General features: G+C 33.2%; 15 protein-coding genes and 1 tRNA gene. 6 read left to right on the top strand and 10 right to left on the bottom strand.

Annotated features, from left to right (window positions below; all coding sequences use genetic code 11):
* Positions 1 to 23: 23 nt before the first annotated feature.
* The 4 genes from infB to K8Z87_RS00140 all read right to left on the bottom strand — a co-directional run bounded on the left by infB (position 24) and on the right by K8Z87_RS00140 (position 4,976).
* Positions 24 to 2,789 (bottom strand): translation initiation factor IF-2, encoded by a 2,766-nt coding sequence (gene infB, locus K8Z87_RS00155; RefSeq protein WP_227475403.1) that lies wholly within the window; start codon positions 2,787 to 2,789, stop codon positions 24 to 26.
* A gap of 59 nt (positions 2,790 to 2,848) precedes the next feature.
* Entirely contained in the window at positions 2,849 to 4,081 is a 1,233-nt protein-coding gene (gene nusA, locus K8Z87_RS00150; protein ID WP_227475402.1) for a transcription termination factor NusA, read from the bottom strand.
* Between the two features lie 12 nt (positions 4,082 to 4,093).
* On the bottom strand, positions 4,094 to 4,558 hold the full coding sequence (gene rimP / locus K8Z87_RS00145; protein WP_227475401.1) for a ribosome assembly cofactor RimP: 465 nt from the start codon (positions 4,556 to 4,558) through the stop codon (positions 4,094 to 4,096).
* 345 nt (positions 4,559 to 4,903) lie between these two features.
* A tRNA-Gln gene (locus K8Z87_RS00140) sits at positions 4,904 to 4,976 on the bottom strand.
* Positions 4,977 to 5,129: 153 nt separating this feature from the next.
* Here K8Z87_RS00140 and K8Z87_RS00135 point away from each other — a divergent pair.
* Complete coding sequence (locus K8Z87_RS00135; RefSeq protein ID WP_227475400.1) at positions 5,130 to 8,549, top strand: glycosyltransferase family 117 protein; 3,420 nt, start codon at positions 5,130 to 5,132, stop codon at positions 8,547 to 8,549.
* Positions 8,549 to 9,202: a polysaccharide deacetylase family protein gene (locus K8Z87_RS00130; RefSeq protein ID WP_227475399.1), complete on the top strand. Its 654-nt coding sequence runs from the start codon at positions 8,549 to 8,551 to the stop codon at positions 9,200 to 9,202. The genes K8Z87_RS00135 and K8Z87_RS00130 overlap by 1 nt, the downstream gene beginning before the upstream one ends.
* A gap of 33 nt (positions 9,203 to 9,235) precedes the next feature.
* Here K8Z87_RS00130 and K8Z87_RS00125 read toward each other — a convergent pair whose 3' ends face one another.
* The 5 genes from K8Z87_RS00125 to K8Z87_RS00105 form a co-directional block, all read right to left on the bottom strand.
* On the bottom strand, positions 9,236 to 9,532 hold the full coding sequence (locus K8Z87_RS00125; RefSeq protein ID WP_227475398.1) for a thioredoxin family protein: 297 nt from the start codon (positions 9,530 to 9,532) through the stop codon (positions 9,236 to 9,238).
* Between the two features lie 143 nt (positions 9,533 to 9,675).
* Positions 9,676 to 10,911 carry a metallophosphoesterase gene (locus tag K8Z87_RS00120; RefSeq protein WP_227475397.1) on the bottom strand — a complete coding sequence of 412 codons (1,236 nt, stop codon included), beginning with the start codon at positions 10,909 to 10,911 and terminating at the stop codon, positions 9,676 to 9,678.
* Between the two features lie 42 nt (positions 10,912 to 10,953).
* Positions 10,954 to 13,422 (bottom strand): beta-mannosidase, encoded by a 2,469-nt coding sequence (locus K8Z87_RS00115; protein ID WP_227475396.1) that lies wholly within the window; start codon positions 13,420 to 13,422, stop codon positions 10,954 to 10,956.
* Positions 13,412 to 14,101: a copper homeostasis protein CutC gene (locus K8Z87_RS00110; RefSeq protein ID WP_227475395.1), complete on the bottom strand. Its 690-nt coding sequence runs from the start codon at positions 14,099 to 14,101 to the stop codon at positions 13,412 to 13,414. Before K8Z87_RS00110 ends, K8Z87_RS00115 begins: the two co-directional genes overlap by 11 nt.
* Position 14,102: 1 nt before the next feature.
* The gene (locus K8Z87_RS00105) at positions 14,103 to 16,394 is read right to left on the bottom strand and encodes a beta-N-acetylhexosaminidase (protein ID WP_227475394.1); all 2,292 of its coding nucleotides are present in this window, start codon (positions 16,392 to 16,394) and stop codon (positions 14,103 to 14,105) included.
* Between the two features lie 40 nt (positions 16,395 to 16,434).
* On the opposite strand from K8Z87_RS00105, the gene K8Z87_RS00100 reads away from it, so the two are divergent.
* From K8Z87_RS00100 to K8Z87_RS00090, 3 genes are all read left to right on the top strand, one after another.
* The gene (locus K8Z87_RS00100; RefSeq protein ID WP_227475393.1) at positions 16,435 to 19,362 is read left to right on the top strand and encodes a GH92 family glycosyl hydrolase; all 2,928 of its coding nucleotides are present in this window, start codon (positions 16,435 to 16,437) and stop codon (positions 19,360 to 19,362) included.
* Positions 19,363 to 19,384: 22 nt separating this feature from the next.
* Entirely contained in the window at positions 19,385 to 21,058 is a 1,674-nt protein-coding gene (locus K8Z87_RS00095) for an MFS transporter (protein WP_227475392.1), read from the top strand.
* Between the two features lie 61 nt (positions 21,059 to 21,119).
* Complete coding sequence (locus K8Z87_RS00090) at positions 21,120 to 22,133, top strand: isoaspartyl peptidase/L-asparaginase family protein (RefSeq protein ID WP_227475391.1); 1,014 nt, start codon at positions 21,120 to 21,122, stop codon at positions 22,131 to 22,133.
* A 39-nt stretch (positions 22,134 to 22,172) separates the two neighbouring features.
* Here K8Z87_RS00090 and K8Z87_RS00085 read toward each other — a convergent pair whose 3' ends face one another.
* Positions 22,173 to 23,585, bottom strand: coding sequence for an aldehyde dehydrogenase family protein (locus tag K8Z87_RS00085; protein WP_227475390.1), 1,413 nt, complete (start codon positions 23,583 to 23,585; stop codon positions 22,173 to 22,175).
* Between the two features lie 173 nt (positions 23,586 to 23,758).
* On the opposite strand from K8Z87_RS00085, the gene K8Z87_RS00080 reads away from it, so the two are divergent.
* Entirely contained in the window at positions 23,759 to 24,016 is a 258-nt protein-coding gene (locus K8Z87_RS00080) for a hypothetical protein (protein WP_227475389.1), read from the top strand.
* The last annotated feature ends 56 nt before the right edge of the window (positions 24,017 to 24,072 follow it).

Raw genomic sequence — 24,072 nt, 5'->3', positions numbered from 1 at the left:
TTTTTTATGCTTAAAATTCTCAATTATTTAAGTTTCTTTTTTACTTCTACCTCTTGGAAAGCTTCTATAACATCATTCTCTTTAATGTCATTATAGTTTTTAATTTGCATTCCACAATCGTAACCTTTAGAAACTTCTTTAACATCGTCTTTAAAACGTTTCAATGATGTTAACTCTCCGGTGTAGATTACAACTCCATCTCTAATTAGACGAATACCTGAGTTTCTATAAATTTTTCCGTTAGTTACCATACATCCGGCAATGCTTCCAACTTTAGATACTTTAAAGATTTCTCTAATTTCTGCATTACCAGTAATCTCTTCTTTAAGTTCTGGAGACAACATGCCTTCCATAGCATCTTTAAGATCATTAATAGCATCGTAAATAATAGAATATGTACGGATGTCGATTTCTTCTTTATCAGCTATTTGACGTGCATTACCCATAGGTCGTACATTAAACCCAATTATAATAGCATCTGATGCAGTTGCTAATAATACATCACTTTCGGTAATTGCTCCAACTCCTTTGTGAATAATATTTACTTGAATTTCTTCGGTAGATAGTTTTTGGAACGAATCTGTTAATGCTTCAACAGAACCATCCACATCTCCTTTAAGAATAATATTTAATTCTTGGAAATCTCCAAGAGCAATACGTCTTCCTATTTCATCTAATGTAATATGACGTTGTGTTCTTACCGATTGCTCACGTTGTAATTGCGTACGCTTGGTTGCAATTTGTTTTGCTTCACGCTCATCTTCAAACACATTAAATTTGTCACCAGCTTGTGGAGCTCCATCTAAACCTAATATAGATACTGGTGTTGATGGACCAGCTTCTTTTATTTCATTTCCACGCTCATCATGCATGGCTTTTATTTTACCACTGTTTTTTCCAGCCAATACATAATCTCCAATTCTTAAAGTTCCTGCTTGAACTAAAATTGTAGACACATATCCACGTCCTTTATCTAAAAAGGCTTCAACAACAGTACCATTAGCTAATTTATTTGGGTTTGCTTTAAGCTCTAATAACTCGGCTTCAAGTAATACTTTTTCTAAAAGTTCTTTTACACCAGTTCCCATTTTAGCTGATATATCGTGAGATTGTATTTTACCTCCCCAATCTTCAACCAGTAAATTCATTGCTGCTAATCCTTCTTTTATCTTTTCTGGATTGGCATCTGGTTTATCAATTTTATTAATAGCAAAAACAATTGGCACTCCTGCTGCTTGTGCGTGAGAAATGGCTTCCTTAGTTTGCGGCATAATATCATCATCAGCAGCTGCAACAATAATTGCTATATCTGTAACTTGAGCTCCACGAGCACGCATAGCTGTAAAAGCTTCGTGACCTGGTGTATCTAAAAATGCGATTTTTTGTCCATTTTCTAACTCGACACCATATGCTCCAATATGCTGTGTAATTCCTCCTGATTCACCGGCTATTACATTTTCTTCACGAATATAATCTAACAATGAGGTTTTACCATGATCTACGTGACCCATTACTGTTACAATAGGTGCACGAGGTTTTAAATCTTTAGGATCGTCAACAATTTCTTCTATTGACTCTTCAATATCTGCAGTAATAAACTCTACACCATAACCAAACTCTTCAGCAACAATTGTCAATGTTTCAGCATCTAAACGTTGGTTCATGGTTACCATCATACCTAAAGACATACATGCTGAAATCACCTCAGTAACTCCGACACTCATCATGGTTGCAATTTCACTAACAGTTACAAACTCTGTAACTTTAATGGTTTTGCTTTCTGCTGCTGCAATTTCTTGATCAATTTCAGTTTGTTGACGGTGTTGATCTCTTTTCTCTCTACGATACTTAGCCCCTTTTCCTTTATTACTCTTTCCTTGAAGTTTTTCTAAAGTTTCTCGGATTTGCTTTTGTACATCTTCTTCACTTGGCTCTTCTTTAACCACTTTAGGGCGATTAGCTTGGCCTCCTTTTTTAAATCCTCCTTTTCTTCTATCGTTAGAAAAATTAGGTTTTGTTCCAGGATCTCCAGGTTTACTAATACGACGTCTTTTACGTTTATTAGCATCTGCATTAGCTGCAGGTTTTTTATCTTCTTTTTTCTTTTTAGGCTTATTAAATTGAGTTAAATCTATTTTTTGACCTGTGTTTTTAGGGCCAGAAAGTCTTTGATACTGTGTTTTAATCTTTTCATCTACTGGCTCATTAGTAGTGTTAGCTTTTTCTTCAGTCTCTTCTTTTTTAGCTTTTGGTTTTGGCTTTTCAGTTTTAGATTCAGCTTTAGGAGTTTCTGCCTTAGGAGTCTCTTCTTTTTTCTCAGCAGTTTTAGATGCTTTAGGAGCTTCTTTTTTTGCAGCTACTTTAGGCTTATCTTCTACTTTTGGAGTTTTCTCAGGTTGCTTTGGTGCTTCTTCCTTTTTAGGTTTAGAACCTTCTAAATCAATTTTACCAACTTGCTTAGGTCCTGATAACTCAGCCTTTGCTTTAAGAACTGTTTCTCGAGCTTCTTCTTTAGCTTTTTCTTCTCTTTCTTTTTCCTCAAGTTCTCTTTCTCGCTTTTCTCTTAATGCTTCTTTTTCTTTTAGTTTAGCCTCACTAACTTCTTGAGCTTTTTCGCGCTTGGTAGCGTCTGTCTGAAACTCATCAGAAAGTGTATCGTAAACTTCTTGAGAAATTTTAGTATTAGGGCTTTTTTCTATTTCAATGCCTTTAGATTCTAAAAAATCTACAGCACGATCAATAGAGATATTAAGTTCCCTAAGTACTTTATTTAATCTAGTTTGAGCCATAAATGCTTTTAATATAACTTAAATATATAGTTTACCAATTGATTTTCAAAAATTGGTATTTAGTCTTCAAATTCTTCTTTAAGAATTCTAAGAACTTCTTCTATAGTTTCTTCTTCTAAATCTGTACGTTTTACAAGATCTGAAACATCTTGTTCTAATATACTTTTTGCGGTATCTAAACCGACTTTACTAAACTCTTCGATAACCCATCCTTCGATTTCGTCAGAGAATTCAGATAATTCTACATCTTCTTCAGCTCCTTCTCTAAATACATCAATCTCGTACCCTGTTAATTTGCCTGCTAATCTAATATTATGACCTCCACGACCAATAGCTTTAGAGACTTCCTCTGGTTTTAACAACACCTCAGCACGCATGTTCTCTTCATCTAATTTTAAAGATGTTACTCTTGCTGGGCTTAACGCACGCGTTACAAATAATTGAATATTATTAGTATAGTTGATAACATCAATATTCTCATTCCCTAATTCACGTACTATACCATGTATACGTGATCCTTTCATACCTACACAAGCTCCAACTGGATCAATTCTATCATCATAAGAATCTACAGCTACTTTTGCTTTTTCACCTGGAATACGCACTACATTTTTAACAGTAATTAAACCATCAAAAACTTCTGGAATTTCTTGTTCAAATAATTTCTCAAGGAATATTGGCGAAGTTCTAGACATTATAATTGCAGGTTTACTCCCTTTTAATTCTACACTTTCTATAATTCCTCTTACATTTTCACCTTTACGGAAAAAATCTGATGGTATTTGTTTGTCTTTTGGCAGTATAATCTCATTCCCTTCATCATCTAATAAAATAATAGCTCTATGACGAATATGATGAACTTCGGCGGTATATATCTCACCTTCAAGCTCTTTAAACTGCTTATAGATATTTGTATTATCGTGTTCGTGTATTTTAGATATAAGATTCTGTCTTAATGCTAAAATAGAGCGCCTACCTAAATCGATAAGCTTTACTTCTTCTGCAACATCTTCTCCTACTTCAAAATCTGGTTCTATTTTTTGAGCTTCGGACAATTCAATTTCTTGATTTGGTTCTTCAACTTCTCCATTAGCAACAACAATTCTATTTCTCCAGATTTCTAAATCTCCTTTATCTGGATTAATAATAATATCAAAGTTATCGTCATCACCATATTTCTTTTTTAATGCATTACGTAATACATCTTCTAGAATCGCCATTAGCGTAACTCTGTCTATTAATTTATCATCTTTAAATTCTGAAAATGATTCAATTAACGCTACATTTTCCATAATTGATATGAATTAAAATTTTATTTTAACTTTTGCTTCTTTTATATTCTCATAAGCTACCGTTTCTTCTTTAATCACAGTAACTTTTCCTTTACCTACTGGTTTAGGTTCTCTGGCTTTCCATGTTAATTGAATGTCTTTCTCATCAGCTTCAACTAACTTACCTTCTATCGTTTTATTATCATTTGTTTTTACCTCTAAATCTCTACCTACATTTTTTTTATATTGTCTAGGTAAAGTTAAAGGCGATGCTGCTCCATTAGATAATACTTCTAGAGAGAAATCTTCTTCTTCTCTATCTAGATTATGCTCAATAGCACGGCTTACAAACATACAATCTTCTACTAAGACTCCATTATCCCCATCAATAACAATTTTGATGGCATTATCAGCTCCAATAGAAAAAGAGATTAGAAATAGATCTTCTCGTTCTTCTAAGCCTATATTTAATAAGTCCTCAACCTTTTTTTTGAACATTTTCTAGTATAAAAAGAGGGGACTTTACGTCCCCTCTCTTATTCATTTTCTTAAACAACGCTGCAAATATACGATATATATTGATTTAAACAAGGTCTTTAGCTCCTAATATTTAAAGGTCTTAAGCCAAAAATGATTGCTTTAAAAAAAATAGAATTCAATCTATAAAAAAATCCTCACTCTAAAAAGAATAAGGATTTAAAATTATGTTGGCCTATACTTCGACAAGCTCAGCACATCGCTAGGGCTCACTTCGGCTACGCTCAGCATAAACTTCTCGCCCTAAATTAAATAGCAAAAACGAAAAAATCCTCACTCTAAAAAGAATAAGGATTTAAAATTATGTTGGCCTACTAGGGCTCGAACCTAGACTCTTCTGGACCAAAACCAGACGTGTTGCCAGTTACACCATAGGCCATCATCTCAAAATGAGGATGCAAATTTATAACAAAGTTTCAGTTGGACAAAAAAAAGAAGAGAAAATAATTTAAAAACCTTAACGTTTGTTTAAAAAGCATAGCAAGTCTATTATTTATTAGTAAATTCGCCAGCACCTAAAGCATACTATTTTATGAATAATTTCAACTTTAAAAAGTGGAACACTATAACTGGTTGGTTTGCATTCACTATAGCACTAATCACTTATGCATTAACTATAGAGCCTACTGTAAGTTTCTGGGATGCAGGTGAATACATCTTAACCTCATCTAAGTTACAGGTTGGTCATCCGCCAGGAGCACCATTATTTCAAATGTTTGGAGCTTTCTTTTCTATATTCGCTTTAGAACCTTCTCAAATAGGTATGATAATGAACATGATGAGTGGAACGGCTAGTGCGTTTACCATTTTATTTATGTTTTGGACTATTACAATATTACTTCAAAAACTTACTAAATATAATTCTTCCGAAAACAATAGCTCTAAAGGTATTGCTATACTAGGTAGTGCTTTGGTAGGAAGTTTAGCGTTTACATTTACAGATTCGTTTTGGTTTAATGCTGTTGAAACTGAAGTGTATGCTATGGCGACTTTAATTATGGCTGTGATGTTTTACTTAGCATTACGCTGGGAACAAGAGATGAATGCACCTAGAGGAAATCGTTGGCTAATTCTTATCGCTTTTATTATTGGCTTATCTTTTGGAGTTCACTTTATGGGTTTATTAACCATACCTGCTATTGGATTAATCTATTATTTCAAAAATTATAAAACCATAACTGTAAAAAATTTCATTATTGCTAATGTGGTTTCTGCCGCTATTCTATTATTTATCTTTAAATTATTATTACCAAATGCATTACGTTTTTTTGGTTGGGCAGAAGTAACCATCGTTAATACTTTTGGTTTACCATTTCATTCAGGAACAATAATCGCTGGCTTATTGGTTATTGGAGCCTTCTATTATGGGCTGAATTATACTCGCAAAAAGGAACTAAAACATATCAATACATTAGTATTATGTTTAATGTTTATTTTTATTGGGTTTTCGTCTTGGATGATGCTACCTATCCGTGCCAATGCGCATGTTGTTATTAATGAAAATGATCCTTCTGATGCTCGTGAACTTTTAGCATATTATAACTTAGAACAATATCCTGAAACGCATTTGTTTTATGGCCCACAATTTACAGAACTATATTCTGGGCAAGATGAAGACCAGCCTTTTGTTGACGACAAAAAAAATTACGAAAAAGATTATGAAAAAGGTGAATACGTTATCATTAACGAATGGAAAAATAGTAAACAAAACTATAATTCTGAACATGCTGCACCATTACCAAGAATGTGGAGTACTGAGCATGCTGAAAATTATATGATGTTTACCGGTTATATTGATTTTAAAATAAAACCAAGTTTAGGTAACGATATACGTAATGAGTATCTCTCAGCCGGATACCCTGAAGAACTAGCCACTCAAGCTGCAAGTCAGCAAGTTTCAGATTTAAATCAATTGGTGAGAGAATTCAAACTCAATGTTGCCCAAGGTAAAGTAGATTACGAAACTTATCATAGATTTTTAACTGATGAAGGAAGAGCACAAAGTTACTTTGACATAGAAAAACCATCATTTTTAGATAATACCATGTATATGCTACAATACCAGTTTGGCTATATGTACTGGCGTTATTTTATGTGGAATTTTACAGGTCGACAAAATGACAAACAAGGAAAGTATGATGACTTTAATGGCAATTGGATTTCTGGAATTAATTTTATAGACGAGATGCATTTAGGTATGCCTCAAGATAATTTACCTAGCGATATTAAAAACAATAAAGCAAGAAACACATACTATTTCTTGCCTCTTCTCCTAGGTCTTATTGGATTTTTGTTTTTACTAAATGTAGATAAAAAGCGCTTTTGGGTATTATTAGTTTTCTTTTTACTTACAGGTTTAGCTATTCAGTTTTATACCAACGTTAGACCTTTTGAACCACGTGAACGTGACTACTCTGTTGTAGGCTCTTTTTATGTTTTTGCCATTTGGATTGGTTTTGGTGTTTATGCCATATACGATTTATTAAAACTCAGTATTAAATCTAAATTTCTAGGTCCGGCAGTAACTTTAGCGTGTTTAATATTGGTTCCTGGTATTTTAGCGGCTAATAATTGGGATGATCATGATCGTTCTGGTAAGTACACTGCAAATGCTATGGCGCGTAAATACTTAGAGTCTTGTGCTCCAAATGCTATTTTGTTTACCATTGGTGATAACGATTCATTTCCGTTATGGTATCTTCAAGAAATTGAAGGCGTTCGCAGAGATGTAAGAGTTGTAAATACTAGTTTATTTCAAACCGATTGGTATATCGACCAGATGAAACGTAAGGCCTATAGTAGCGATCCTGTACCATCTCAATTAACACATAAACAATATCGTGCTGGAACTCGTGATTTTGTATTCTATAGACCTATTAATGAAGAGGTTTCTAAAGACACATTAGACATTAAAGTTTTTATGGATTTTGTAAGCAGTGATAATCCTACAACCAAAATAAAACATCTTTTAAAAAGCCAAGGACAAGATCCAGATGGTTTTCCTAAATACTACGTTAATTCAAATTATTTCCCATCTAAAAACATTCGTGTTCCTGTAAATAAATCTACGGTTTTAAATAATGGAATTGTTAAACCTAAAGATGAAGACAAAATAGAACCCTATGTAGATTTGCGTATTACCACTAGTAACATCTCTAAAGGACGTTTGTTAATGTTAGATATTATAGCGAATAATAATTGGGAGCGTCCAATTTATTTTAGTGGTGGTGCGTTTGGTGATGATGATTATATATGGATGAAAGACTACCTTCAGCTAGATGGGTTGTGTTATAAGTTAGTACCTATAAAAACACCTGTAGACAGAGCAAATCCTTATGATATGGGTCGTATAGATCCAGATTTAATGTATGACCAAGTTAAACAATGGGATTGGGGAGGCAGTGGAGAAGATATTTACCACGATGTAGAAACACGAAGAAATGGCATTACATATAGAGGTAATATTGCACGCCTTATAGAGCAATTATTAAAAGAAGATCAATTAGACAAAGCAGAAGAAATGGCTGATTTAGCTATGGATAAAATGCCTGTTGATGATTTTGAATTTTACACACTATTAGAGCCATATGTTTCTTTCTACTATGAAGTAGGTAATAAAGAAAAAGCACGCCAACTTTACAAAGACGTTGTTAAAAAACATCAAGAAAGATTAACCTATTTTGGCGATTTTGATGTGATAAAACAAAGAGAAGTCGGTGACGAAATTCTTTTAGCCATTCAAAAATATAGAGGTTTAATAGATGTTGTTGTCGGCTATGACGATGAGAGTTACGCTCGTGAAGAAACAAACCTTTACAATCAATACTTGGATTTGTTTTCTCGTTTAATGGGAGATGATCTTCCTACAGAACCTTTAGAAGAAGTTGATGATTTAGACCTACTACTAAATGATACTATTAAATCTCCGATTACGGCACAAGATGAAAACTAATGCAACTAATCCCTGCTAAAACACCAGGATTTGTAAAGTCTATATTTCCAAATTTTATATGGGATATTGAAACGTCTCAACAAGAATTGTATCTTACCTTTGATGACGGACCAGCACCTGAAATCACAGATTGGGTTTTAGAACTTTTAAAAGCTTATAATGCCAAAGCTACTTTTTTTTGTATTGGCGATAATATTGAAAAACACCCTCAAATATTTAAAAATATAATTGAGAACGATCATTCTATTGGAAACCATACTTACAACCATTTAAAAGGTTGGAAACACAAAACCAAGGATTATATAAATGATGTTGAAATAACACAACGTGTTATTGAGCAGCACCTCTCAACTTCTATAAACAGGAAAAACTTTTTTAGACCGCCATACGGGAAATTTAAATCTAAACAAGCAAAAAAACTTCAAAAACAAGGCTATAAAATTGTTCTATGGGATGTATTATCTTTTGATTGGGATGCTTCTATTTCTCAAGAAAAATGTTTAGACAATGTTCTCAATTCAACTAAAAATGGAAGCATTATTGTATTTCACGATAGTGTAAAAGCAGAACAACATCTTAAATATGTGCTCCCTAAAGTTTTAGAATATTATACAAAAAAAGGGTATGTGTTTAAATCGTTGAAAAACCTATAATTTAAAGTAAAAGATTTCTGCTTGCGCAGAAGTTTAGACATATTCTTGAATAATACCAATCAGTGTATTAGCATCTTGTTCACCACTGTAGCGCCATTTCATTTCACCATTTTTATAGATAATAAGTGTTGGCAAGCCTTTTACTCGTAAGGCTTCTGCTAATTCTTGGTTTTTATCAACATCAATTTTTATCACTTTAGCTTTATCGCCAAGTGCTGCTGCTACATCTCTAAGTACTGGATGCATGGCTGTAGATTGATCATTCCATTCGGTAAAAAAGTCCAGTAGAACTGGGATATCTACATCTATTAATTCCCCAAATTTTGACATGTCTATACTGTTTTGGTCAAATATTGCAATACAAACCTAAGCATTTTTTTTATACTATACTTTAAATAGAATATTCTATACTATTCAGTTTGAATTATATATAAAGATACTAATTAGTAAGCAAACACACTAAAATGTTACAACTAAGTATTTTTCGTTCCTTTTTTAAGTTCTATAACTGTAATCTCTGGCCAAATACCAACGCGTCCCGGAAAAGCTAAATACCCAAACCCACGGTTAACATTAATGTATTGCCCAAGCTCTTTATAAATACCTGCCCAATGTTTATAGCGCCACTTTACAGGACTCCATTTAAACCAGCCTGGTATCTCTATACCAAATTGCATACCATGTGTATGTCCACTTAATGTTAAATGATAATGATAATCATCTTTAATCACTTCCTCATCCCAATGACTCGGATCATGGCTCATTAATATTTTAAAATCTTTCGCATCAATTTTACTTGCCGCCTTTTTTAAGTCACCTGCTTTTTTAAAACCGCCTTTTCCCCAATTTTCTACACCAACTAAAGCAATGCGTTGTCCATTTTTTTCAATGAAACGGTTTTCATTCAATAATAAATCGAAACCAATATTTTTTTGGAGGGATTTTAAATCTTCTAAATTTTGAGTTTTAGCTTCTGGATTTGACCAACTTATATAATCACCATAATCATGATTTCCTAAAACCGAATACATACCGTCTTTTGCATTTAATTTCTTGAAAATATCGATATATGGCTCCATTTCTGACGCCTTATTATTTACCATATCACCAGTAAATAAAATAACATCACTTTGTTGCTCATTTATTAAATCGATGGCGTATTCTACTTTTTTTATATTATCAAAACTACCAGAATGTATATCGCTAATTTGAGTTAAACGATACCCATCAAAAGCATCTGGTAAATCTTCAAAATGCAATGTGTAATTCAGCACCTTAAAATTGTATTTTCCTCTGTAAATACCATATAATATTGAAGCAAACGGAATCGCTGCCAAGCCTAATGCTATTTTGCTCACAAAGGTTCTACGCGATGGAAAATGCTTTACTCCATCGCCAGAATTCTGTGTAAAAAAGCTATATATCGCTTGCGGAATTCTTATCACATCTTCACCAAGCATTATTGCAATTAAAATTAGCTTAGGCACAATCATAGCTATTAAAAGACCAATAGCATAAGAGTTAGCATGAGAGAATCCGTCACTACGGCTAAAACTATAAAATTGAATTACAAAATTTGCTAAAACAGCAATAGTAAATACCCAATAGAGTATATGCCACCAATTGTTTTTTGTAATTGTTTTTAGAGACTGGAATGCATAATAATCTGCAACTCCAACAATGACAACAAATATTAACCAACGAATCATAGGGTAATTTTAATTTACGAATTTACAAATATGCTTTCACACTTATTTTACAAAATTGTTAAAGCTTTTAAATTGCAAATCATCTAAAGAAGACGCTTCGGTTTTAAAATGAATTGTCACCTTTTCTCCCGGTAAAATATCAAAGTAATTGTCTGAAAAGTGTCCCTTTATAGTGGTGTATAAAAACACATCTTTTTGAAGTGTTTTACTAGACAATATAACCTTAAAGCCATTACTAGACTTTGTTACTGTTTTTTCAATCTCTTCTTGTTTTAATTTTAAATCTTTCGGTTTTGAAAAGTAAAAATTCGATGTTAAGTCTTTAAATTTTGAAACTAAAACTACTGCTTCTTTTTGAAACGAAATCGTATTTAAATCCATTTGAAATTTAACTTCACTTGAGTTTGGAACAACCTCAACATCTTTATAATTCTCCCAGATAACCTTACCCTCAAAATCTAACAGTTGTAATGACAGTATTCCATTTTCAGGTTGAAGATTATCATTAATCAACCAAGTCTTTAGTTTATTGTTTTCTACTCGTGAGGAAATTAAAACATTGCTAAATGCATTTTTAGTTTTATAATGTAGAGCCTTCCAATTTCCCATAAAATCAATGCTAGACCAAGATGTTACTGGCCAACAATCGTTAAGTTGCCAATATAATGTCCCCATATTATAAGGTTTAGCTCTGCGTTGCGCTTCAAAACCCATAACCAAACCATGGGCTTGCACTAATTGACTCATATATACATAATCTTCATCCTTATCTGGGATTGGATAATCGCGTTCCATATAATTTTTAATGATAGAAAATCCTCGCGAGTGTTTTTGATGGGTTTGAAATGCTTTTGAAGTAATTGAAATGCTATCGTTCTGATTGATATATTTTATCGCTTCATAACTCGGAAAGGATTGAAAACCAAACTCGCTCATAAATCGTGGTACATTATCCGGAAGATGTTCAAACGGATATTCATCATGCCAAATCCACCAATCGTGTGCATCTCCTTGGGCTTTATATTTTGGGTTGCCTCTTCCATAGCTTGGTGAAGATTCCCAATAACTGGTATTACTATATTTACTAACCGTTTGCGGCAATATACTATCGAAGACTTTAAGGTAATTATCCCAAATCTCCTCTTTTTCGGCATCACTTCTATCTGTTTGCCAACCCCAACGGTGCCAGCCTTCAGAATTCTCATTATTACCACACCATAAGGCTATTGAAGGATGATGACGTAAACGTTTTACATTATCAATTGCTTCTTGCTGTACATTATCTAAAAATGCTTGGTCTCCAGGATACATGGCGCAGGCAAACATAAAATCTTGCCACACTAAAATACCTTTTTCGTCACATAAATTATAAAAAATATCATTCTCATAAATACCACCTCCCCAAACTCTAAGCATATTCATATTAGCTTCAACAACATCATCTAACAATTTATTATAATGTGAATCTGTAACTTGACTTTGAAAGCTGTTTTGCGGAATATAATTCGCTCCTTTTGCATAAACGGGAACATCATTCACTTTAAAATAAAACGACTCTCCAATACTATCTTTTTCTGTAACCAATTCTATGGTTCTTAATCCTAATTTTTGAGAATATGTATCTAAAATGGTATTGCCATCTTTAACCACAACTTTTACATCATATAAATACGGTTCTCCAAGATTATGCGGCCACCAGCGTTTTGGGGTTTTAATTTCAAAAGGAATATTCATCGGACTATATTGAAATCCATCTTCGGATATAGCTACCAAGGAATCATTAACAAAAACTTCAAAAGTGTAACCATCAGTTCTATTGTAAGCTAAATTCATATGCAAATTAAGTTTACTTATAGAATCATTAAGTTCATTTTGTATGATATAAGCATTTCGGATTCTTAAATCATTATTAGCAATTAGTTTAATTGGTCTCCAAATCCCAGAAGTGATAAACTTTGGTCCCCAATCCCAGCCATATTGAAATTGTGGTTTTCGTGTAAAAATGCGATTCCCTTCTGGCAATTGATATGGTAATTTTGCCTTCTCTATATTTTCTTTCTTTGCTGTGTTTTTAAAAACAAGTCGCAACTCGTTTTCAAGCTTTATAATAGATTTGACATTAATATTCCATTCTCTAAACGCATTATTTGCCTTTAAGATTAAACTATCATTTAGATAAACATTAGCGTAGGTATCTAAACCTTCAAAATTAAGTTCTAGGTGTTTTTTTGATAGTGTTTCTTTATCTACAAAAAAATTGGTTGTGTATTCCCAATCGGTTTCAGAAATCCATTGTAGATCTAATTCATTATTACCTACAAAGGGATTTTCAATTAAATCATTTTTTAATAAATCGGTATGGACTTGTCCTGGAACTTTAGCATTATACCAAATAGAATCTGACACCTGCTTAAACTGCCAATTGTCACTTAACTCAATTACTGCTGGAACATCATGTTTTGACTTACAGCTAAATACCAATAATATAATTACTATAATACTATATCGCATTAATAATGGATTTTATTTTTTCTGGATCTGAATAAGATAACTCTATTGAAAATAAAGACTCTTCTTTTTCTCTTACAGTTGATGCTGAAGCATGTATTTCTTTTAATGCTAAATCTTTAAATTTTCTTGCATTTTCAGAATTTATACCTCCACCAGCTAATAGTATTATTCTATTATTAGCAATGCAATTAAGTTCTTTTAGCAATTCTATTCCTTTTTCTGCAGAAGTTTCTTGTCCAGAAGTCAAAACACGTTCTACTCCTAAATCAATTAAATCTTCTAAAGCTTCTTTAGGGTTTACGACCTCATCAAAAGCCCGATGGAAAGTAAACGGTAATGGTCTTGATAACTCTACTAATTCTTTTGTTCTTTTAATATCAATAGTTTTGTCTCCTCTTAAAACACCTGAAACAATACCTGTACAACCTATTTCTTTACAGGTTTGAATATTCATTTTCATAATTTCAAACTCAATATCTGTATATACAAAATGACCGCTTCTTGGACGAATTAACACAAATACAGGGATGTTTAATTTTTTTATGACTTGTTTTAATAAACCATAAGATGGTGTTACACCACCAACTGATAATTCTTGGCACAGTTCTATACGATGTGCTCCTGCTTTTTGAGCGTTAATAGCAGATTGGTATGAATTAGCACAGACTTCTAACAGCATATTAGTTCACAATAATTTCATCAATAAACGTCCACGCTTTATTTCCTGCACCTTGTTTCCCTTCTGGAATTTTTCCGTAGTTAGGGATTTTCAATGTAAAAGATTTTACTTTCACATTTAAATCTTCTGGTGTTATAAAATCATAATCTAATTTTATAAGTAATTTATCTTTGCTTTGTAGTTTTCGTTTATCACTAACCTTAGTTCCTTCTTCAAGTGTAAATTCAAAATTAACTTCTTTTGGTGAATAAATCCACTGACCATTTCCATTGTAAAATCGTGTTTTAATTGAATTAATCTTTATTGGTTTCTTAAAATCAATCTTAATCTCAATATCTTCTCCCCAAAAGCCTAACCATTCTTTATCACCGTAACGAGAATCACTTCCACGAATACCATTGATTAAGCCTTCTGATCCACTTCCTGAATACGCTATATGTGGTTGTTTGTTTATGTAGATTTTAGCACCTACTGCTTTATGAAAATTAATATTTTGAGTAAAATTCTTACCAAGCTGCTTGTCAGAATTAAAGACTGCTGCTTTTATAATTGTACTTTCTACTATTGGAATTCGGGATTTATAGATTTTTGAACTTACATTAGGCGCACTTCCATCTAAAGTATAACGAATTGTTTTTCCTTCGGTTAAAGTTATTAAGTCATAAAATGCTTTACCATCTTCTGAAAGCATGTTACCTTCAATCTCATATAAATGATTGGCGTAATTAATATCAAGCGCATCTAATCGTTTATGGAAATTTTCTAGTCGTGATACAAAATTCTTATAGTTTTTGTTTTCAGGCTTTGACCAAAGTACTTCGCTCATCGCCAACATCCTCGGAAATGCCATATACTCTACCTGCTCTTCGGTAGGCATATATTCCGTCCAAATATTGCCTTGTGCACCTAAGACGAATTTAGCATCTTCTTTAGTAAGCTCTTCGGGAATTGGATTAAAACCATACACTTTTTCTAAAGGTAAAAATCCGCCAATAGCTAAAGGTTCGTCTTCATTATCGGATTGGTAATAATCAAAATAACAATGTGAGGTTGGTGTCATAACCACATTATGCCCAGATTTTGCTGCTTCCACAGCACCACTAGTTCCTCTCCAAGACATAACCGTTGCATTTGGAGCTAAACCTCCTTCTAGAATTTCGTCCCAACCAATGATTTGTCGGCCTTTAGAATTGAGATATTTCTCCATTCTGGTAATAAAATAATTCTGAAGTTCATGCTCGTCTTTTAGACCTTCATCTTTAATTCGTTTTTGGCAATCTTTACAAGTCTTCCATCTGGTCTTTGGTGCTTCATCACCTCCAATATGGATATACTTGCTTGGAAATAGTTCTAAAACCTCATCTAAAACATCTTCAAGAAAGTTAAATGTTTCATCTTTAGTACAATATATATCTTCAAAAACTCCCCATTTTGTAGCCACCTCAACTTGTTCTCCTGTACAGCCTAATTCAGGATACGCTGCTATTGCTGCTTGACTATGACCTGGCATTTCAATCTCTGGAATAATGGTTACAAAACGGTTTTGTGCATAAGCAACGATATCTTTTATTTCTTCTTGTGTATAATGGCCACCATAGCGTTTACCATCAAACTGATGTGGTTGATCACTGTAATGACCTACTAAAGTTTCGTCTCTATAGGCTGCTACCTCCTGAAGTTTTGGATACTTTTTAATCTCAATGCGCCAACCTTGATCTTCTGTTAAATGCCAGTGAAAAGTGTTCATCTTTAACATGGCTATAGCATCAATATATTTTTTAATGAAATCTACCGAGTACATGTGGCGACCTACATCTAAGTGCATGCCTCTGTATGAGAATTGTGGTGAATCTTTAATATTGACGAATGGAATTATAATCTCATTGTTTTCACCTGCGTTTTTAGGAAATAATTGAAATAAACTTTGTACTGCATAAAATGCACCTCTAGAATCTCTTGCTTGTATAGAAATACCTTTTTTTGAAACGTCCAAGTAATACTCTTCTTCTTTAAGATTTAAGTTCTCTATAAATTCGATTTTGCTTTTATGCTTTGGATTTAATTTGATGTCAATTAAACCATCAATTTGATTCATTAAATAAATTGAAGCATTGTCGAGATCATTCTCTGCACTGACAGCATAAAAGTCTTTTAATATAAACTCACCAGATTTAGAGATTTGCTCTGAGGGTTTTGGAATAATTGCTTCTGGTTCAATTTCATTATACTTCTCTTCACAGCAAAAAATCAAAAAGAATAAAATGACAATGTTAATTAATTTCTTGAAATGCATTTTAGTATATTAGATGCATTAAAATTAGTAATCTTTTTTGATGCGTTCTAAACTAACCTCTTTTTTAATTCTGCTCGTTATATTTTCGAGTTGTAAAGATTCTACTTCAATCCAAGAAGCGAAGAAAGATCAACAGCTTACAAACTACGTCAACACATTTATTGGTACTGGTGGACATGGCCATACCTATCCTGGTGCAACTCTGCCTTATGGCATGATGCAACTGAGCCCAGATACTAGACTAAATGGTTGGGATGGTTGTTCTGGTTATCATTATACCGATAGCTATATTTACGGGTTTTCGCATACACATCTTAGCGGAACAGGGATTAGCGATTATGGTGATGTGCTTTTAATGCCAACAAACGAACATAATTTTAATAATGGTGCTGATGGAAAAAAAGGGTATCGTGCTCATTTCTCTCATGATAACGAAATTGCAGAACCTGGGTATTACAAAGTACATTTAGATTCAACAAATATTGATGTGGAATTAACAGTGTCTTTACGTAGTGGTCTTCATAAATATCAATTTCCTTCCTCTGAAAATCAATTTGTGATTTTAGATTTAGTGCATCGTGATAAAGTTTTAGATGCAAAAATTGATAAAATCTCAGATACCGAAATTGTTGGTTATCGCCATTCTCAAGCTTGGGCAAAAGACCAACGCTTATTCTTTGCTATTAAAACTTCGCATCCATTTAATGATATGTTACAATCGCCTCCTAAAACAGGAATGCCTGGAGCTAGAAGATCCTCTTTGAAGTTTGTAAACCCAGATAACGAACCTATTATAATTAAAATCGGAATTTCTGCAGTTGATATTGACGGAGCTCGCAAAAATTTAGATGCTGAAATAGGCAATAAAGATTTTAAAACTGTAAAAAAAGAAGCGCAAACTTATTGGGAATCGCAACTCGAAAAAATTGTCATTGAAAGCAATGATGTAGATAAAAAGACTAATTTTTATTCAGCTTTATATCATACCATGTTAGCACCTCAACGCTACCAAGATGTTGATGGTCGTTACAGAGGTATGGATTTAAACATCCATAATGCTGATTTTGATTACTATTCTGTGTTTTCACTTTGGGATACTTACAGAGCTGCGCATCCACTTTACACGATTATTGAACAAGAACGTACAAATGATTTTATCAATACGTTTTTAGCAAAATACGATGAAGGTGGTATTATGCCTATGTGGGATTTGGCAGGAAATTATACCGATTGCATGATTGGTTATCATGCCGTTCCTGTGGTTGCCGACGCATATTTAAAAGGCATTCGAGGTTATGATACTGAAAAGGCTTTTGAAGCCATGAAGCATTCGGCTACGCGAGATAAGTTTGGACTAGAAGCATATAAATCATACGGATTTATTCCTGTAGATGAAGAAAGCGAATCGGTTTCTAAAACTTTAGAATATGCCTATGATGATTGGACGATTGCACAGATGGCAAAAGACATGGGTAAGTCCGAGGATTATAAAACTTACATTCAGCGTGCGCAGTACTACAAAAATGTATATGATCCTGAAACCCAATTTATGCGTGGTCGATTTAGGAATACATGGTTTTCACCTTTCGATCCTTATGAGGTAAATTTTAATTATACAGAAGCCAATTCTTGGCAATACAGTTTTTATGTTCCGCAAGATGTTTCTGGATTTATAAAATTGCTAGGTGGAAAAGATAAATTGGAAACTCAACTTGATGAATTATTCAGTGCAAAAACTGAAATTTCTGGTCGCAATCAATCTGATATAACAGGTTTAATTGGGCAATATGCGCATGGTAATGAGCCTAGTCATCATATGGCGTATTTGTATAATTTTGTCAATAAACCACATAAAACTCAAGAAAAAGTACATCAGATTTTAACTGAATTGTACAAAAATGATCCTGATGGAGTTTCTGGTAATGAAGACTGTGGGCAAATGAGCGCTTGGTATGTTTTAAGCTCTATGGGCTTTTATTCAGTGACACCTGGAAGTAACACCTATATTATTGGCACTCCACTTTTTGATAAAGCTACGGTTAACTTAGAAAATGGTAAAACATTTACTATTGTAGCTAATAATCTTAGCAACACTAACATCTATATAGAAAGTGCGACACTTAATGGTAAAACTTTAAATCAAAGTTTTATTAATCATAGTGATATTGTTACAGGAGGAATTCTAGAATTTAATATGACCGATAATCCTGCGATTTGGGGAAGTAAAGATGGTCAAGAACCAAAGACTGAAATCACTGAACACATTATATTACCATCACCATTTATTGCTAAAGGCGATATAACATTTAGAGAATCTACAGAAGTTGTTTTAGGCACCTCAGAAGAAAACACAAAAGTATATTACGCTTTAGATAATGATGATTTTAAAATTTATGAAAAGCCATTTATAATAACAAAAGACACTAAAGTAAAGCTCTATTCAGAAAAGGAAAATTTAAAAAGCCCTGTCTTAACAACACCTTTCTATAAAATAGATCCTAACTTAAGTATTACTCTAAAAAGTGACTTTGCAAATCAATATAGCGCAGGCGGAAATGATGCACTTATTGATGGTATTAGAAGTACTAAAAATTACAGAACAGGCAGTTGGCAAGGCTATTGGGATCAGGATTTGGTTGCTATTGTTGATTTAGGCGAAATAAAACCAATTTATAATTTTAAAGTCAATTTTTTACGTGACCAAGGCGCTTGGATATTCTTACCTAGAGAAGTAGATATTTACACTTCTATTGATGGCAAGAGCTTTACTAAACATATAACGTGGAAATTTAAAACAACAGAGAAAAATCAAACAATAGATATTGAATCAGTAAAACTTTCAAAATTAGGGGAAGCAAGATATGTAAAAGTCATTGCTAAAAAATTAGGAGCACTTCCAGAATGGCATATAGGCTATCCATTAGATGGCAAGAGTTGGATCTTCGTTGATGAAATTTCGATAAAATAAAAACTAACTAAAATAACTATAAATGAGTAATCAAAACAACAAATCTGCATTAACGACTTTAGTTACGGTGTTTTTCTTCTGGGGATTTATTGCAGCATCTAACGGTGTATTTATTCCATTTTGTAAAACGTATTTTAATATTGATCAGTTTCAATCGCAATTAGTAGATTTTGCTTTTTATGGTGCATATTATATTGGTGCTTTATTATTATTCATAATCTCAAGTGGTATAAAAAGAGACATTGTAAATACTTGGGGTTACAAAAAAGCGATTGTCTATGGCTTATTATTATCTGCTATAGGTGCTTTTATTATGTATCCAGCAACAGCTGGAGCTGAACAAGGACAGACAGGAGTCTTTTATTTTGTGCTAATTGCTTTATTTATTGTAGGTCTAGGATTTTCATTGCAACAAACTGGTGCAAATCCGTTTGCAGTAGCTTTAGGCGAACCAAAAACAGGGTCTCACCGTCTTAATTTAGCTGGTGGTATTAACTCTTTCGGAACCACTATTGGTCCTATTGTCGTTAGTCTCGTTATTTTTGGAGCTGCGAGTTGGTCTACTGACGAATTAGCAGTTATGATTGCTAATAATGAAATTACTTTAGTTACAGTTCAAGGACTTTATATGGGAGTTGGTGTTCTATTTTTAATAGCTGCTGCTCTATTTCATTTTTCAAAAAAATTACCTGCTTTAAAATCTGATACTCCTTTTGAATCTGCTAATAAAGCAAGAAACCTACTCATAATTCTCACACTTATTATCGTAGGATGTTTTGGTTACATTTTTAGCACATATTCTGGTTCTGAGGTTGTTACTAAAGATTTAGAACAAACCCGATTAATTGTTTTATTCATTGCGCTTTTTGCTGTTATTGCGGCAGTATTTATTGCCAATTCTAGCGCTAGTAAAAATGAAAAAGGTTGGGGCGCTATGAAATACCCTCAATTGGTTTTAGGCATGTTGGCTATATTCACATATGTTGGTGTTGAAGTCACTATTGGAAGTAATTTAGGAGAATTATTAAAACAAGGTTCAGGAGAATCAGGTTTAAATGCGCTTGGATTAGCTGTTTTAAACGATTCTGAAATTGGAAAATACATTTCACTGTATTGGGGAGGTTTAATGATTGGACGTTGGGTTGGTGCAATTACCGTTTTTAATCCAAGTAAAGGTTTAAAGAAGATATTACTTATCGTTGTACCGTATATTGCATTCGGAGTCATTATAGGTGTCAATTGGATTGCTGGTAGTACGTATTCGATTAACGAGATTCTCTTTTTTGCCATTTGTGTTGCGGTTCAAATTTTTGGATTCTTCTTAGCAAAAGACAGACCTGTTAAAACACTTAAATTGTTTAGCATGCTAGGCATTTTAGGAATGCTAATTGGATTATTTGCTTCTGGAAATGTCGCTTTATTTGCATTTTTATCTGGTGGTTTATTCTGTTCAATTATGTGGCCATGCATTTTTACATTAAGCATTGCTGGTTTAGGAAAATATACATCTCAAGGTTCGGCCTTTTTAATTATGATGATCTTAGGCGGAGCAATTATTCCACCTGTACAAGGAAAATTAGCTGACGTATTTACCATTCAATCGTCGTACTGGATTGCTGTAGTTTGTTTTGGGTATTTATTATTCTATGCGTTTAGAACAAAAACAGTTTTAGACAAACAAGGAGTAGATTATTAAAAATAATTAAAGACGCTTCAGGGTTTAAATTTAAAAGATCCTGAAATAAATTCAGGATAAAATGAAACGAAGGCAATTTATAAAAAACGCATCATTAACAGGAGTAGGCATTGCCGTTGGCAGTAGTATAACAGCCTGTAATGATGGTACTGATGGAAAACCAATTAAAAAAGACGACGTAAAACCTATGGCTATAGATACATCAAAATTTCCGATTGCAGTTTGTACTTGGGCCTTTTCTAAAGCAAATGAAACTGCAGGTAATGCATTAAATAGTGGAAAAAAAGCACTTGATGCAGCCATTGAAGGCGTTGCTATTGAAGAAGAAAATTTAAAGAACACCACTGTTGGAAAAGGCGGAGCACCAGATCGTGAAGGTAATGTAACATTAGATGCTTGCGTTATGGATTCTAATGGAGATTGTGGCGCTGTCGTTTATGTTAATACTATAACTAATGTAGCGGCACTTGCTAAAAAGGTTATGGAAAACACTCCACATGTTATGCTTGCTGGTGAAGGCGCAGAAGCATTTGGATATTCTCAAGGGTTTGAAAAAGAAAATTTATTGACTGAAGAATCTCGATTGGCTTGGGAAGAATGGAAAAAATCTCCGGAATATAAACCTATTATTAATATCGAAAACCACGATACTATTGGGATGCTATGTTTAGATAAAGACGGTGATATTGCTGGTGCGTGCACAACATCTGGTTTATCTTATAAAATGAAAGGACGTATTGGAGATTCCCCAATTATAGGCTCTGGATTGTTTATAGATAATGAAGTAGGCGGAGCTGTTGCTACAGGAATGGGTGAAGAAGTTTTAAAAACCGTAGGAAGTTTTTTAATTGTAGAATTGATGCGTAATGGTATGTCGCCACAATCCGCTTGTGAAGAAGCCATACGACGTATCGTTTCTAAAAACGACCGTTATAAAGATTTTCAGATTGCTTATGTAGCTATGAATAAAGCTGGTGAAATTGGTTCGTATTGTATTCATAAAGGGTTTACCATTATGAAATATCAAAATGGCACCAATAAAAATGTCAAAGTTGATTTTTATAATAAGGCATAAGATTACTTCCCGATAGCTATCGGGATTAGAAGAAATGCCTTAAAGCCATTTTACAACTATTCGTGCCAATAGTGCTTTAAAATTTGTGTACGGTGGATATAGTAATCGTATTGGTCCAATAGCATAACGTTTTAATATACCGCGTTGGTTAGAAAATTCCTGGAAACTATAAAATCCATGAGCTTTACCTATTCCGCTGGTGTTACTACCTCCAAAAGGCAAATTATGGTTAGAAAATTGTAGACCATTATTATTAATACCTGTAGTTCCTGCTTTTGTATGCTTTATAATATAATTAATAATTCTTCTACGTTTGGCATAAATATAAAGTGCCAGAGGTTTAGGTTTTGACTTAAGGTATTCAATAACCTCATCGATTTCATTATATGTTTTAATAGGTAGTATAGGTCCAAAAATTTCTTCTTGCAACAGTAATGATTCTTCAGGCAAATTTGTAATGACAGTTGGCCCTATAAATAAATCTGAAGCATTTGTAGGCCCTTCAACTTCAAAATGAGCATTATGTGTTCTAGCATCTTCAAGATAACCTATAAGGCGATTGTATTGCTTTTCATTGATTAACCTACCATAAGTTGATGATTTAGATGCATCTTCGGTATAAAACTCTAACAAAGCCATTTTATATAATCTTATAAATTCATTCTTTATAGATTCATGTACAAACACATAATCTGGTGCAATACACGTTTGCCCATTATTAAAATGCTTAATCCAAGCAATGGCTTTAGCCGTTAACTTTAAATTTGCAGAGACATCTATAATCACAGGAGATTTTCCTCCTAACTCTAAAGTTACAGAGGTTAAATGTTTTGCAGCAGCCGACATTACTATTTTCCCTACTTCAATAGATCCAGTAAAAAAGATATGGTTAAAAGGGAGTTTTAATAATTCTTGAGCCGTTTCTACACCGCCTTCAATAACTGCTACTTCGTTTTCAGTAAAAACAGAATTAATAATTTCTGCTATCACTTTAGAACAGTGTGAGGCAATTTCTGATGGTTTTAATATTACTGTATTTCCTGCGGCTATTGCAGCAACTAAAGGTGATAGTGCCAGATTAATAGGATAATTCCATGGTGAGATAATTAAACATACACCTTTGGGCTCATAGATATACCAAGATGTTGTGCCTAAAAGTGTAAACTGTGAATCTACAGGCTGTTTTTTAAACCATTGCCTTAAATGCGCTTTAACATGCTTTATTTCTTTAACTACGAGATATACAGCAACTAAATCCGATTCTACAATTGGTCGTTTTAAATCTTTGTGTAAAGCGTCTTGTATTTTCTCTCTATAGGTGACCTCTACGGCTCGTTGAAGTGCATTTAGTTTAGAAATACGCTCTCTATAACTGGTGTTAGCCACGATATGTTGATGCTTCTCTTGTTTATTAAATAAGCTAAAGTGCTTATTATCTGTATAATTTATCATTTAATCGTTGTTGTATTTATTGGGCTGTGCGCTGTTTTTGTGTATTTCACCGATATTTTCAACATTAGTGCTCCGTTTATCTATTTCTATTCCTATTTCATCTAAAAATAGAAGTTACATTATATATCTGTCGTTTATTTGACCCGAAGTTAAAACAAATAACTTTAATTAAAATGAAAAAAATAATAGTAATTATAGCCATCTTAATCTTACCTGTAGCAGGTTTTGCTCAGAGTACAGATACGACTATAGCTACTATTACTACTGAAATCATTGCTGAGAAAGTAGAAGAGGTAAAGCCTAAAAAGGCATCTTCAGTTATTAAAGCAAAATTAATTAGATTAAATCATAGAAAAAGTAACGATATTATAAGTGTTAAAGCTTATCGCAAAAGTCTTCATGTAAAAATGAGAACAAAAAAATTGTGTTAAGAATTATTTATTGAATTTAGGTTAAATAGTTTAAAGCCCTTATAACGTAATGTTAT

This window comes from Winogradskyella immobilis (assembly GCF_021887715.1).
Lineage (GTDB): Bacteria > Bacteroidota > Bacteroidia > Flavobacteriales > Flavobacteriaceae > Winogradskyella > Winogradskyella immobilis.
The sequence above is the reverse complement of the archived record's forward strand: the minus strand, read 5'-3'. Positions and strand labels throughout refer to the sequence as shown.